Origin of the sequence: Dietzia sp. Cai40, from assembly GCF_014145165.1 — a bacterium.
In the GTDB taxonomy this organism is placed as follows: domain Bacteria; phylum Actinomycetota; class Actinomycetes; order Mycobacteriales; family Mycobacteriaceae; genus Dietzia; species Dietzia natronolimnaea.
The window spans coordinates 1-13003 of sequence record NZ_JAALEB010000125.1; the positions used below are offsets into that span (position 1 = coordinate 1).

The window sequence follows — 13003 nt, forward strand, 5'->3', positions numbered from 1 at the left end:
AGCAGGCGGCCCTGTGCTGGGCGTCGGAGGACGGGTGGGCGACGCCGGGCGTCAGGGCGTCCGGCGACGACGATCCCACCCTCAGCGGCACGGCCCACCACGTCCTGGGCGCCGACACCGCCTCCACGTTGCTCGTCATCGCCATCTCGGGCGGGGGCGTGGGCCTGTTCGAGGTGCCGGCCGGCACCCCCGGCGTCACCGTGACCCGTGTTCCCGTCATGGACCCCACGCGGACGATGGCGCGCGTGGAGTTCGATTCCGTCACCGCGACCCCGATCCCGACCCGCCCCAGCTTCCTGGCCCGACTCCGCGCAGTGGGGTGGGCGGCGATCTCGGCCGAGCAGGTCGGCGCCGCGCGGGCCGCACTCGACGCGACCGTGCAGTACACGCAGGAGCGCACGCAGTTCGGCCGGACCATCGGCTCGTTCCAGGCCCTCAAGCACCGCATGGCGGACATGTACGTCAGGGCCGAGACCGCGGCGTCGCTGTCCTACTCGGCCGCGTCGATGGTCGCCGAGGCGCAGTCCCTCGGGGACGGGCCCGACTCCGACGACGCCGCCTACGCCGCGGAGATCGAGGCCGCCGCGGCCAAGGTGTACTGCTCCGAGGCGCTGCAGTGGATCACCGGCGAGGCCATCCAGCTCCACGGCGGGGTCGGGATCACGTGGGAGTACGACGTTCACCTGTACTTCAAGCGGGCCCACGGCACCGCTCAGCTACTCGGCCAACCCCACGAGATCCTGGCGGCGCTCGAGGTGGCCGCGGGCCTCTAGAATCACCTGCATGAGCCCCTTCCCCGAGCACGGACGGACCAACGACCAACGACTCGCCGAGGACCTGGCCGCACAGGCCGGACGGCTGCTCACCGACCTGAGGGTCTCCCGTGTCGCTCCGGAGGAACTCGGCGACTTCGCCGAGGGGGAGGCCCGCGCCGTGATCCTGGACCGGGTCGCGGTGGCCCGCCCCGACGACCTCGTGTTCGGCGAATGGAACCCGGACTCCCGGGCCCGCCTCGAGGCGGACCGCGTGTGGATGATCGACCCGCTGGACGGCGTCAGCTCGTACCGCACCGAGGGCCGCCCCGACTGGGCGGTGCACGTGGCCCTGTGGGAACGCGGCCCCGACGGCACCGGCGGGATCACCGCCTGCGCGATCGCCATGCCCGCGTACGGGCGGGTGATCACCGGCCGTGGTGCCACCACCTATCAGCCGATCTCCATCATCCGCGGGCCGCGCCCCGGCCCGCTGGTCCCGCCGCGTGAGGACGACCGCCTGCGCATCGCCGTCTCGGAGGCCGATCCCCCGGCGTTCGCGGAAGAACTCGCCGAGACCCTCGGCGCCTCCCTCACCCGCCTCGGTTCGGGCGGGGGCAAGACCGCCACCGTGGTGGAGGACGAGTGCGACGCCTACATCCACACCAGCGGCCACCACCAGTGGGACTCCGCGGCCACGTACGGGGTGGTGCGCCAGCGCGGACTGCACGCGAGCCGACTCGACGGCTCGGAGCTGGTCTACAACGTCGAGGAGAACGCGTTCCCCGACCTGCTCGTGTGCAAGGAGGACGTCGCGGACCGCATCATCGAGGCGGCGCGGGCGTACCTCTGACCTGGGTACCTCTAGTCCAGTACCTCTAGCCCTCCAGGCCCCGGTAGCCGTCGAACCGCTCGGCGACCTGGTCCTCGCTGAGCCCGTAGTCGGCGAGCGTGTAGCGGTGTGCGGGCGCCCGGTCGCCGGACAGACTCCGGGCGTTCTCCGCCTCGACCGCCTCGCGCACGCCCTCGTCGAGCTCGGTGCCCACCGCGGAGTACACCCGTTCGACCACTCCCGCCGGGTCCTCGATGAGCTCCCGGTGGTTGACGTCCACGAACGTCGCCCGCGAGCCCGGGTCGGCCTCGTGCCGGGCGCGCACCGCGTCGAACTCGGACACGCCCCGCGCCCACAGGTCGAGCTGCGAGGAGCCGATGTATTCCGGGGTGAACCGGGTCGACCAGTCCGCGGCGGTCCGGTGCGCCAGCGAGAACATGGACGCCATCGACTTCCGCGGATCGCGGTGCGTCTGCACCACCACGGCGTCGGGGTACACCTCGAGAAGCGCGTCGAGCGCGAACAGGTGGCTGGGGTTCTTGAGGACCCACCGCCGCCCGGGGTCGTCCGCCCCGATCAGCTGGAGGTTGCGCTTGTGCCGCCGGTACGCGGGCACCCAGTCCACTCCCTCGAGCCAGCGCGAGTATCCGTCGAGCCTGGCCAGGCACTCGTACGAGGCGGCCGTGGCAGATTGCCGGAGCAGCTGCCAGCACTCCTCCAGGTCGTCGGCGGAGATGTAGTGCACCCCTCCGTAGTCGGGGTTCTCCGACCTGAACCCGGCGTACAGGTCGCGCAGGCCGCGGTAGGTGGGGTCGTCCTCCCACTGCTCCCTCGGCGGCCGCGGCTTGGGCACCTCCGTGAGCCACAGCTCCAGCCCCTGGTTGGCGGGGTCGGCGCCGAGGAGCCGGTGCAGCGCAGTGGTCCCGGTACGGGGAAGCCCGGTGACGACGACGGGCCGCACGATCTCGACGTCCGCCTGGGCCGGGTCCGCGGAGAAGCCGGCCTGCGAGACGAGCCGGGCCACCATCGCGCCCTTGAGCACGGAGCGCCAGTACTTGCTCCCCGCCGGGGTGAGGCCCGCGTCGGAGTGCAGGGAGTCCAGCAGCACGCCCAGCGCCTCGCGGTGGCGGTCCTCGCCGTCGCCGAAGTCCTCCAACCCGATCGCCCGCGAGGCGCTCGCGTGCAGGTCCTCGACGGTGCCGACGTGCACCCGCTCCGTGTCGCTCACGGCCGACCCGGTCATGACAGCCCCCTCCGCGCGAACGCGTCCTGCCGCGCGGCGATCCGCTCGCGCCACTGCTCGGCGGTCACCCGCTGGTCGTCGTACCCGGGTACCTCGTCGGCGAGCCGGTCGAACGGCACCACCTTCACCGAGGGACCGAGCTCCGGCGTGACGGGCTCGCTCACCCGCTGCCAGCGGAACTGCATGATGCCCTCGCGGTGGCCCAGGGTCTCGATCCAGTTGGCCAGACCGGGATCGCGGTCGGCCACGACGAGGTGGATCATCCCGTCCGCGCCGACGTGCGCCTGGTCGGCGGTGAGGCTGGTCTGGTGGTGCACGTACTCGAGCGAGGCGTACCACATGCTGCCCAGCTGGAAGCCCTGGTAGGGCACGCCGGCGACGGGCACGGAGATCACCATGGCCTCGTCCGGCCCGAGTTCGAACACACCCGCGGAGGAGAACTGCGTGGTGAGGCCGCCGGGGGTCTGCCTCGGTTCGTTCAGTGTGTTGCGGACCTGGTCCCCGAAGAACCACGCGGGGAACGCCAGCCACGTCCGCAACCGCCCGATGAGCGCCTCGGCGAGCTTGGCGTAGAACTTCTCCTGACCGGCGAGCGTCACCGGCTCCGGCGCGGTGCCCACCGTGTCGACCCTCCGCAGGATCGCCGACCCGGCCACCTCACGGCTCCAGTCCGAGTAGACCTCGCGGACGGCGATCATCGAGGTCCCCGGGTGGAGCACCACGTAGCCGGCGTCGCCCTCGTCGTCGTCGTGCCTCGCCGGACCCAATCGGAAGCGATACCGTCCGTCGTCGCCGATCTCCAGCGCGCGGTCGTCGAACGCCGCGTGCGACGCGGCGCGCTCGTCGGCCGAATACGTCCCGGCCATGACCTGGAACGACAGGTCCGCCGTGGTGCCGCGACGGCCCTCGATGACGTACTCGGCGCCGTCGGTGAGGTTGGCGTAGAAGTACAGCGTGTCGGGGTTGTCCAGGCCCATCTTGGTGTACGGGCCCGTGGCCTGGAACAGCTGCGGGTGACTGCGACCGCGGTGTTGGCCGGTCTCGATGGCGCCGCGGATGGTCCCGAGCAGGTAGTCGAGCCCCTCCGCGACGTCCGCCTCGGTCCGCACGTGTGGCGCCGACCGGATGATCTCCTCGGCCTCGGCCAGGGCGCGGGCCAGCGGGCCGGTCGCCCCGGCCCCCTCCACCGGGTCCTCCTCCACCGTGCTCTCCCCCACCGTGCTCTCCCCCACAGCGCTCTCCCCCACCGTGCCGCTCACAGCCACGTGTAGGAGTCGGCGGATGTGATGAAGTTCTCGAGCTCTTCCTGCTCGGGCGTCGGATCCACGACGTCTTCCCCGATACTCAGGTAGGCGCCGCGGTAGAACAACAGCGGTCGGACGTCCCGCTCCGTCGGTCCGAGGTGGGCGACCCGCCCCAGGACGATCCAGTGGTCGCCGCCGTCGAGGACCTGCTCGATCTCGCAGTCCAGCCACGCCATCACGCCGTCGATCACCGGCGAGCCGAGCGGGCTCGGCGTCCAGTCGATCGAGGCGAACTTGTCGTCGCCGCGACGGCCGAACGTGGAGGACACGTCCTCCTGCTCCTCGGACAGGATGTTGACGCAGAACCTGCCGGCCGCCTCGATCCCCTTCCACGACCCCGACGTCTTCATCGGGCAGAACAGGACCAGGGGCGGCTCGAGGGAGAGCGCGGAGAAGGACTGGCAGGCGAACCCGACCGGCGCGTCGTCCTTGACCGCTGTGATGACGGTGATCCCGGTACAGAACTGGCCGAGCGCGTCGCGCAGTTCCCGGTTGGAGAAGCTCTGCCCCTCCGGGGGGTGGTCGGTGCTGCTCATCTGAAGTCGGTCCTCCCTGGACTCGGTCGTGCGCGGGCGTCATCGGGCGTCCCGGGCTCAGCTGGTCGACAACCCTGCTGCCCGGGAAACCAGCCTAGGCGTCTACTTGAAGCCGACGGAGAAGTCGTGGCCCCACAGGCTCACGGCGGTGGACTCCCGTGCCACCCAGTCCGAATCGTCGACCTGCACGCCCTCGCAGCCGTACTCGCAGTCGAATCCACCGGGCGTCTTCATGTAGAAGCTCAGCATCTTGTCGTTGACGTGCCGGCCGAGTGAGGCCGACATCCTGACCTTCTTGCGCAGTGCCCGGTCCAGCCCGAGTCCCACGTCGTCGGCCGACGCGACCTCGACCATCAGGTGGATGATCCCCGTGGGGTTGGGGAACGGGGTGAACGCCAGCGAGTGATGGCGGGGGTTGCAGCCGAGGAAACGCAGCCACGCGGGCTCCCCGTCGGCCGGTCGACCGACGATCTCCGGCGGCAGGCTCATCGAGTCACGGAGGGCGAACCCGAGGACGTCCCGGTAGAACTCCAGCGCCGCCGCCTCGTCCGGGGTGGAGAGCACGATGTGGCCCGCCCCCTGGTCGCCGGTGACGAACTCGTGCCCGTAGGGGGTCGGGATGCGGCGGTGCTGCAGAGCGATGGTGTGGTAGATCTCCAGCGTGAACCCGGCGGGGTCCTGGCAGGTGATCAGTCCGCGAACCCTGCGGTCCCGCTTCACCTCGTCCGGGGCGTCCTGCCAGGCCACCCCGGCCGCGTCGAGACGTCGCCTGACATCGTCGAGCTCCGCCTCGTTCGCGCACTCCCAGCCCACCGCGGCGAGCGCGTCCTCCGGTCCGGGGACGATGATCCACCGGTGCGGGTTCTCGTCCATACGGAAGTAGAGTGCATCCGGGTCGTCGCCCTTGCCCTCGACGAATCCGAGCACCTTGGTGCCGTACTCGCGCCAGGCGTCCATGTCGGTGGCGTAGATCCGCACGTATCCGAAGTTGCTTATTGCCATGCCAAGTCAGTCCTCTCGATCCGCTCGGGCGGATCAGACCATCGAATCCGTGACCTTTTCACCGAACTCGTTCTGTCCGTACATGATGTACGCCTTGGTCGCCTCGTTGGCCGCGTGCACCCGACCGGCGTTGGCATCGCGCCAGAAGCGCTGGATCGGCGAGGTGTCCTCGAGCGCGCGGGCGCCGGAGTTCTGGAACAGCAGCCCGATCGCGTCGATCGAGCGCTGGGTGGCGCGGACCTGGTCCCGACGGGCGCGGGTGCGGATGTCCATACCCGGGACGTCGCCGGCCTTGATCAGGTCCATCTCCTCGCGGACGTTCCGCATGAGCTGCAGCCACGCGGCGTCGATGTCACCCGCGGCCTCGGCGAGCCGGACCTTCGCGAACGGGTCGTCCTTGACCTTGGTGCCGAATGCGGCACGGACCCGCGCGCGCTGGTGCTCGCGGTGCACCTCGTAGCACCCGAACGCCATGCCGACGATCGGGGTGGAGATGGTGGTGGGGTGGATGGTGCCCCACGGCATGCGGTAGATCGGGTTGGTGTTGACCTCCAGCCCCGGGCTGGTCGTGTTGGCCATGTCACCGAAGGACAGCACGCGGTGCGCGGGGATGAGGGCGTCCTTGATCAGGATGTCGTTCGACCCGGTGCCCTTGAGTCCGGCGACGTGCCAGACGTCGAGGATCTCGTACTGGGACTTCTCCACCAGGAAGGTGCAGAAGTCGATCATCTTGCCGTTGCCGTCCAGCACGGGACCGCCCACGAACACCCAGTCGGCGTGGTCGCAGCCCGAGGACCAGGACCACTTGCCGTTGAGGAGGAACCCGTCGTCGGTCTTGGTGGCCGCGCCCATCGGGGCATAGGAGGAGGAGATGCGGACGGTGGTGTCCGAGCCCCACACGTCCTCCTGCGCCTGCTGCGGGAACAGGGCCAGGTGCCAGTTGTGGATCCCCAGGATGCTCGCGCACCACCCGGTGGACGGGCAGGCCGACGCGATGGTCATGGCAGCGGTGTAGAACGCCTCCATGTCCGCCTCGTACCCGCCCCACTGGGCGGGCTGACAGAGCTTGAAGAAGCCGGCCTCGTCGAGCTCCGCGATGTTCTGCGGATGGACCCTGCGCAGGTCCTCGGTCTCCTGCGCACGCTCGGCGAAACCGGGCAGCAGTGCTTTGATCCGGTCGATGACCTCGTGGTTGGCGTGCTCGCTCATGTGATCCCTCTCTGGCTTTTGTGGGCCGCTTGGCCTTAGACTAGAACACGTTACAGTTTTGCACCAGACTGAACCGCCCGGAACTCAGGCTATGGCACCCCGTGCCAGCGCCGACAGGGATTGGTTGTGACCGGCATCCCGATTCTATAACCTGTTCTCATCCGGCTCATGCCCTCAGGAGGATCATCATGACCGCACTCGGCTCGGCCCCCGGAGCTGTCCGCGAGATCGACACGGGCGAGACCCGGGATCGTTACGCGCGCGGCTGGCACTGCATCGGCACCGTCAAGGAGTTCAGCGACGGCGCCCCCCACTCCATCCAGGCCTTCGGCACCAAGCTGGTCGTCTGGGCGAACGACGAGGGTGAGATCAACGTCCTCGACGCCTACTGCCGGCACCTCGGCGGCGACCTCTCCGACGGGGAGGTCAAGGACGGCAACATCGCGTGCCCGTTCCACGACTGGCGGTGGGGCGGTGACGGCAAGTGCAAGGGCATCCCCTACGCCAAGCGCGTCCCGCTGCGCGCCAGGACCCGCGCCTGGATCACCAACATCCAGTCCGGCCAGGTCTTCGTCTGGCACGACCATGAGGGCAACCCGCCCCGCGACGAGGACGCGATCCCGGTCATCGCGGAGTACGGCACCGGCGAATGGACCGACTGGGAGTGGAACCGCCTCGTGATCGAGGGCTCCAACTGCATGGAGATCGTCGACAACGTGGTCGACATGGCCCACTTCTACTACATCCACTTCGCGTTCCCCACGTACTTCAAGAACGTCTTCGAGGGTCAGACCGCCACCCAGTACCTCAACACCAAGGGCCGGCCGGACCACGACCCGACGGGCGGCAAGTACGGCGACACCCTGCTCGAGTCCGAGGCGTCCTACTTCGGTCCGGCGTACATGATCAACCCCCTCAAGCAGATGTACGGGGACTTCGAGACCGAAGCGATCCTCATCAACTGCCACTACCCGATCGACCAGAACTCGTTCGTGCTGATGTACGGGCTGTCGGTGAAGAAGCCGGCGGGCTTCGACGACGCGACGGCCGCCAAGATGGCCGCGAAGATCGCCACCTTCTTCGGCGAGGGCTTCCTCCAGGACGTCCGCATCTGGCAGCGCAAGTCGCAGATCGCCAACCCGCTCCTGTGCGAGGAGGACGGTCCCGTCTACCAGCTCCGCCGGTGGTACGAGCAGTTCTACGTGGACCGCGACAAGGTCGAGCCCGAGATGCAGGAGCGGTTCGAGTTCGAGGTCGACACCACCGCCGCCAACCAGTACTGGGAGGGCGAGGTCGCCGAGAACATGCGCAAGCAGGAGGCCGGTGAGGCCGAGATCTCGGACGAGCAGACCCAGTACACCGGCATGGCCGAGGTCGCCGGGGAAGCGAGCGCCTCCCGCGCGGAGAAGTGATGTTCAAGCAACACGACTCGCGGCGCGCGCCCACCTGGGACGAGACCGACCCGGCGCGCGCCGCGCGGCTGCACGGCGACACCGATCTGGACCGCGAGACCTACACCCGGGCGGGTTTCCACCCCGTCGAGTGCCGCGCGTGCGGTACCTGTGTGTCCGTCCGGAAGAACAGCGAGAAGCACACCTCCATCCAGTGGACCGCGAGCAGTGACCGCGCGTGCCCCGTCCTCGCCGAATGGCGGGACGGCGGCGAGCGGCCGCAGGGGGAGGACACCTGCCCACGGATGCTCGCGAGCATCCGGTACGCCTACGCGGAGGGTCTGATCACCCTCGCCGAGGGTGTCGATCCTGCTGACGCCGATCACATGGTCAACCCGCTGTACGTCCCGGAGTAAGACGTCCGGGAGTGATCTCCCGCCCCGCCGCATTCAAGCGATAGGCTCCCAATCCATGACCGCCACCCCACAACTCGGCTCCTTCGTGCGCGAACTCTCGATCGCCGAGGTGATCGAGGAGACCGCCGACGCCAAGTCGATCGTCTTCGAGATCCCCGCCGGTGCCGAGGAGGACTTCCGGTACACCCCCGGACAGTTCCTGACCCTGCGGATCCCCAGTGACCAGACCGGGTCCGTGGCGCGCTGTTACTCGCTCTCGAGCTCCCCCACCGAGGACTCCCGACTCAAGGTGACCGTCAAGCGAACGGTCGACGGGTACGGATCCAACTGGCTGTGTGACAACGCCGAGGTCGGCATGACCATGCACGTGCTGGCCCCGTCGGGCATCTTCACGCCCAAGAACCTCGACCAGGACTTCATCCTCCTGGCCGCCGGCTCCGGGGTCACCCCGGTCATGTCGATCCTCAAGTCGGCGCTCGCCCAGGGCACCGGTCACATCGTCATGGTGTACGCCAACCGTGACGAGAAGTCGGTGATCTTCAAGGACGAACTGCAGGCCCTGCAGCGGGAGAACCCCGATCGGCTCACCGTGCTCCACTGGCTCGAGTCGGTGTCGGGCATCCCCTCCCCCGAGATGATCGGCAATCTCCTGCACCCGGTGGCGGCCAAGCGCCAGTCGTACATCTGCGGCCCGGCGCCGTTCATGGAGACCGTCAAAGACGGGCTCCGCCGCTCGGGTGCCGACATGCACCTCATCCACACCGAGGCGTTCTCCTCGATCGAGGGCGATCCGTTCGCCGAGATCGTGATCGACGACTCGCCTGGAGACGACGGCGCCGGGCCGGCCACGGCGATCGTGGAGCTCGACGACGAGACCCACGAGGTCTCGTGGCCCCGCAACACCCCGCTGCTCGACGTCCTGCTGTCGAAGGGCATCAAGGCGCCGTTCTCCTGCCGCAAGGGCGAGTGCTCCGCCTGTGCCTGCATTCTCAAGTCCGGCGAGGTCGAGATGATCCACAACGGGATCCTCGACCCGGAGGAGGTCGAGGAGGGGTACGTACTGAGCTGCCAGCTCCTGCCCAAGACCGATCGCGTCGAGGTCTCGTACTCCGAGTGACAGACTGCAGGGCGTGAACCACCCTGTCGTCACCTTCACCTCCCGATACGGCTCCACCCGCAAATACGCGAACGCTCTCGCCGAGAGGATCGGGACGCGCGCCGTGGATCTCGCCTCGATCGGGAACGCGGCCGCCGCCGACCCGTTGATCGTCCTCGCACCTCAATACGTCACGACGATCCTCGGTCGGCGACGCATCATCCGGGCGATCCGCTCGGCTCCGGGCCCCGCGGCCCTCGTCGTCGTCGCCCTGTCCCCCGCCGACGACCCTGGTCGCGGCACCCTCGCGCAGAAACTCGTGGCGGCCTCCGGTCGCGAGGTCACCGTCTTCCAGTTGCGCGGCGACCTGGACCCGGACCGGCTGCGGTGGGCGGACCGCGTACTCATGGCTGCCCTGCGCAGAGAACTGCGCAAGACGCCGGACGAACCGATGGCCCGCCTCCTGCTGAACCGCGAGCGGGTGGAGTTCGTCGACGAGTCCACCCTCGGGCCGATCGTGGACTGGGCGCAGGGTCACACCACGACCGGCACCTGACGGTCCCGTCGACGAACTGCCGCGTTCTGTACTGATGCGGTCTAGACGCCCGCCTGCTCCTTCTGGATCTCCAGCGCGATGTCGATCAGCTGGTCCTCCTGTCCGCCCACCAGGCGGCGCTCGCCCGCGCGGATGAGGATCTCCGATGAGGGCACGCCGTACCGGTTCGCGTGGCCCTCGGCGTGCTTGAGGAAGGACGAGTAACAGCCCGCGTATCCGAGCATCAACGCCGACCGGTCGACCACGCACTCGGTCGGCATGAGCGGCCGCACCACGTCCTCGGCCGCGTCGGCGATCTTGAAGAAGTCCACGCCGGTGGTGATGCCGAGCTTGTCGCACACGCCCACCAGTGCCTCGACGGGAGTGTTGCCGGCGCCGGCGCCGAAGCGGCGGGTCGAACCGTCGATCTGCTGCGCGCCGGCGCGGATGGCCATGATCGAGTTCCCGACGCCCACGTCGAGGTTCTCGTGCCCGTGGAAGCCGACCTGCGCGTCGTCGCCGAGCTCCGCGACCAGCGCGGCGACCCGGTCTGACACCTGGTCCATGACGAGCGCGCCCGCCGAGTCGACGATGTACACGCACTGACACCCCGCGTCGGCCATGATGCGGGCCTGCTTCGCGAGCACCTCCGGGGGTTGGGTGTGGCTCATCATGAGGAACCCGACGGTCTCCAACCCGAGCTCACGGGCGTATCCGAAATGCTGGATCGAGACGTCGGCCTCGGTGCAGTGGGTGGCGACCCGGCAGATCGACCCGCCGTTGTCCCGCGCGGCCAGGATATCGTCCTTGATCCCCAGTCCCGGCAGGGTGAGGAACGCGATCTTGGCCTGCGTGGCGGTCTCGGCCGCCACCTTGATGAGGTCCTGGTCGTAGGACTTGGCGAAGCCGTAGTTGAAGGACGCACCGCCGAGGCCGTCGCCGTGGGTGACCTCGATGACGGGGACCCCGGCCCCGTCGAGCGCCGCGACGACCTCGCGGACGTCGTCGACGGAGAACTGGTGCCGCTTGTGGTGCGAGCCGTCACGCAGCGACGAATCGGTGATGCGGATGTCGAGTTCAGGGCTGTACGCGCGGGCGTCTGCGTTGTACGGGTTGGTCCTGTCCATGGTCCTCACACTCCCAGCGTGGTGGTGGTGAGCTCGGTCCTGCCGAGCCGGGTCCGGGCGATGTCCTCGCCGACCTTCGTGGCGGCGGCGGTAATGATGTCGAGGTTCCCGGCATACGGCGGCAGGAAGTCCCCGGCCCCCTCGACCTCGACGAAGATGGCGACACGCGCCATCCCCCCGGTGATCTCGGTGGGCGGATCGAACTGTGGTTCCTGGAGCAGCCGGTACCCCGGCACGTACTCCTGGATCTCCTTCTCGCGCTTGCGGATGGCGGTGGTGATGAGGTCCTGGTCGGCGCCGGAGGGGATCGCGCAGAAGATGGTGTCGCGCATGATCATCGGGGGCTCGGCGGGGTTGAGGATGATGATCGCCTTGCCCCGCTTGGCGCCGCCGACCTTCTCGATGGCCAGCTTGGTGGTCTCGGTGAACTCGTCGATGTTCGCGCGGGTGCCCGGCCCCGCCGACTCGGAGGAGACCGAGGCGACGATCTCCGCGTATTCCACCGGGACGACCGAGGAGACCGCGTGGACCATCGGGATGGTGGCCTGGCCGCCGCAGGTGACCATGTTGTGGTTCGGCGCGTCGACGTGGTCGTGCAGGTTGGCGGGCGGGATGACCATCGGGCCCACCGCGGCGGGGGTGAGGTCGATGGCGGTGATGCCCGCGGCTTCGTAGCGGGGCGCGTAGGCCTTGTGGACGTAGGCGCTGGTGGCCTCGAACAGCAGGTCGGGCTTCTCGCCTCCCGCCTCGATCGCGGCCAGCAGTTCATCGGCCCCGCCAGACATGCAGGTCAGTCCGTGGTCTGCGGCGCGCTTCATCCCCTCGGACTCCGAATCGATGCCGATCATCCACTTGGGCTCGATGAACTCGCTGCGCTCGAGCTTGTACATAAGGTCGGTGCCGATGTTTCCCGACCCGACTATCGCGGCGGTGAGCATGGTCTTCTCTGTCATACCGACAGTCTCTCCACCTGTCTTCTCCGCCACAATCAGGCGTGCCGCTCAGCGGAACAGCTTGCGTGACGGAACCCGGAGTCGCCCGTCAGGCGGGGTGGGTGCGGTGGGCGCCTGGTGGGTTGGTGAGGTGGCCGTCGTCGGTGATGAGGCGGTCGAGGTGTTGGCGCCATCGGTGGTCGAGGATCCGGTCGCGCGCTTGGGCCAGTGGGCCGTGTGGGGTGGTGCGGTGTTCGTGTCCGGTTTCGGTGATGATGGTCAGTTCGCCGAGGGGTCCGGGCCGGTAGGCGCAGTGGCCGAAGGTCTTCTCGCGGTGGTGCTTGCGGCACAGGCAGATCAGGTTCCATTCGGCGGTGGGTCCGCCCAGTTCCGGGCGCAGGTGGTCGAAGGCGATGACGTGGTCGATCTCGCAGTCGCGTGCGTCAACCGTGCAGCCGGGGTGGCGGCAGGTCCCGTCACGCAACCGGATCCTCTCGGCCAGCGCCGGGGTGATGAAGTACTTGAGCACCGCATCCGGCGTGTCCTGAACGCCCGGTTGCGGGTCGATCAAGTCGAACCGCACCTTGGCGTCGCCGCCGGAGAGCAGTTCCTCGCACAGCCAGTCGAA

Annotated in this window: 14 protein-coding genes; 6 read left to right on the plus strand and 8 right to left on the minus strand. The window is 68.9% G+C overall.

Annotated elements, in window-relative coordinates; translation table 11 throughout:
- Together G6022_RS05765 and G6022_RS05770 are read left to right on the plus strand one after the other, a co-directional pair.
- Positions 1-773 (plus strand): acyl-CoA dehydrogenase family protein (locus tag G6022_RS05765; RefSeq protein WP_182691151.1); only part of this gene is annotated, 773 nt, incomplete at its 5' end.
- A 10-nt stretch (positions 774-783) separates the two neighbouring features.
- Positions 784-1605 carry an inositol monophosphatase family protein gene (locus G6022_RS05770; RefSeq protein ID WP_182640188.1) on the plus strand — a complete coding sequence of 274 codons (822 nt, stop codon included), beginning with the start codon at positions 784-786 and terminating at the stop codon, positions 1603-1605.
- 25 nt (positions 1606-1630) lie between these two features.
- On the opposite strand, the gene G6022_RS05775 is transcribed toward G6022_RS05770, so the two are convergent.
- The 5 genes from G6022_RS05775 to hsaA form a co-directional block, all read right to left on the minus strand.
- Positions 1631-2827, minus strand: a complete 1197-nt coding sequence (locus G6022_RS05775; protein WP_182640187.1) for a sulfotransferase — start codon at positions 2825-2827, stop codon at positions 1631-1633.
- Positions 2824-4014, minus strand: coding sequence for a hypothetical protein (locus G6022_RS05780; protein ID WP_182640190.1), 1191 nt, complete (start codon positions 4012-4014; stop codon positions 2824-2826). Before G6022_RS05780 ends, G6022_RS05775 begins: the two co-directional genes overlap by 4 nt.
- 68 nt (positions 4015-4082) lie before the next feature.
- Entirely contained in the window at positions 4083-4667 is a 585-nt protein-coding gene (gene hsaB / locus G6022_RS05785; RefSeq protein ID WP_182640186.1) for a 3-hydroxy-9,10-secoandrosta-1,3,5(10)-triene-9,17-dione monooxygenase reductase subunit, read from the minus strand.
- A gap of 102 nt (positions 4668-4769) precedes the next feature.
- Positions 4770-5669, minus strand: a complete 900-nt coding sequence (gene hsaC / locus G6022_RS05790) for an iron-dependent extradiol dioxygenase HsaC (protein ID WP_182616990.1) — start codon at positions 5667-5669, stop codon at positions 4770-4772.
- Positions 5670-5702: 33 nt separating this feature from the next.
- Positions 5703-6878 (minus strand): 3-hydroxy-9,10-secoandrosta-1,3,5(10)-triene-9,17-dione monooxygenase oxygenase subunit, encoded by a 1176-nt coding sequence (hsaA, locus tag G6022_RS05795; protein WP_182616992.1) that lies wholly within the window; start codon positions 6876-6878, stop codon positions 5703-5705.
- A gap of 188 nt (positions 6879-7066) precedes the next feature.
- Here hsaA and G6022_RS05800 point away from each other — a divergent pair, with 188 nt between their 5' ends.
- The 4 genes from G6022_RS05800 to G6022_RS05815 are packed head-to-tail and all read left to right on the plus strand — an operon-like array spanning position 7067 to position 10337.
- On the plus strand, positions 7067-8290 hold the full coding sequence (locus G6022_RS05800; RefSeq protein WP_182616994.1) for a Rieske 2Fe-2S domain-containing protein: 1224 nt from the start codon (positions 7067-7069) through the stop codon (positions 8288-8290).
- A complete protein-coding gene (locus G6022_RS05805; protein WP_182616996.1) occupies positions 8290-8685 on the plus strand; it encodes a hypothetical protein in 396 nt (131 codons plus the stop codon). Before G6022_RS05800 ends, G6022_RS05805 begins: the two co-directional genes overlap by 1 nt.
- Before the next feature lie 55 nt (positions 8686-8740).
- The gene (locus tag G6022_RS05810) at positions 8741-9802 is read left to right on the plus strand and encodes a ferredoxin--NADP reductase (protein ID WP_182640185.1); all 1062 of its coding nucleotides are present in this window, start codon (positions 8741-8743) and stop codon (positions 9800-9802) included.
- A gap of 13 nt (positions 9803-9815) precedes the next feature.
- Positions 9816-10337, plus strand: a complete 522-nt coding sequence (locus G6022_RS05815; protein WP_182640184.1) for a flavodoxin domain-containing protein — start codon at positions 9816-9818, stop codon at positions 10335-10337.
- 41 nt (positions 10338-10378) lie between these two features.
- On the opposite strand, the gene dmpG is transcribed toward G6022_RS05815, so the two are convergent.
- The 3 genes from dmpG to G6022_RS05830 form a co-directional block, all read right to left on the minus strand.
- Positions 10379-11443 (minus strand): 4-hydroxy-2-oxovalerate aldolase, encoded by a 1065-nt coding sequence (gene dmpG, locus G6022_RS05820; RefSeq protein WP_182611030.1) that lies wholly within the window; start codon positions 11441-11443, stop codon positions 10379-10381.
- A 5-nt stretch (positions 11444-11448) separates the two neighbouring features.
- On the minus strand, positions 11449-12396 hold the full coding sequence (locus G6022_RS05825) for an acetaldehyde dehydrogenase (acetylating) (RefSeq protein WP_182617001.1): 948 nt from the start codon (positions 12394-12396) through the stop codon (positions 11449-11451).
- An 88-nt stretch (positions 12397-12484) separates the two neighbouring features.
- Positions 12485-13003: HNH endonuclease signature motif containing protein (locus tag G6022_RS05830; protein ID WP_182691154.1), on the minus strand; the 519-nt coding region annotated here is incomplete at its 5' end.

Bases quoted from the DNA above. Each gene is read 5' to 3' on its own strand.
- G6022_RS05770 (WP_182640188.1), top strand. From the start codon at position 784: ATGAGCCCCTTCCCCGAGCACGGACGGACCAACGACCAACGACTCGCC.
- G6022_RS05775 (WP_182640187.1), bottom strand. From the start codon at position 2,827: ATGACCGGGTCGGCCGTGAGCGACACGGAGCGGGTGCACGTCGGCACC.
- hsaB (WP_182640186.1), bottom strand. From the start codon at position 4,667: ATGAGCAGCACCGACCACCCCCCGGAGGGGCAGAGCTTCTCCAACCGG.
- hsaC (WP_182616990.1), bottom strand. From the start codon at position 5,669: ATGGCAATAAGCAACTTCGGATACGTGCGGATCTACGCCACCGACATG.
- hsaA (WP_182616992.1), bottom strand. From the start codon at position 6,878: ATGAGCGAGCACGCCAACCACGAGGTCATCGACCGGATCAAAGCACTG.
- G6022_RS05800 (WP_182616994.1), top strand. From the start codon at position 7,067: ATGACCGCACTCGGCTCGGCCCCCGGAGCTGTCCGCGAGATCGACACG.
- G6022_RS05805 (WP_182616996.1), top strand. From the start codon at position 8,290: ATGTTCAAGCAACACGACTCGCGGCGCGCGCCCACCTGGGACGAGACC.
- G6022_RS05810 (WP_182640185.1), top strand. From the start codon at position 8,741: ATGACCGCCACCCCACAACTCGGCTCCTTCGTGCGCGAACTCTCGATC.
- dmpG (WP_182611030.1), bottom strand. From the start codon at position 11,443: ATGGACAGGACCAACCCGTACAACGCAGACGCCCGCGCGTACAGCCCT.
- G6022_RS05825 (WP_182617001.1), bottom strand. From the start codon at position 12,396: ATGACAGAGAAGACCATGCTCACCGCCGCGATAGTCGGGTCGGGAAAC.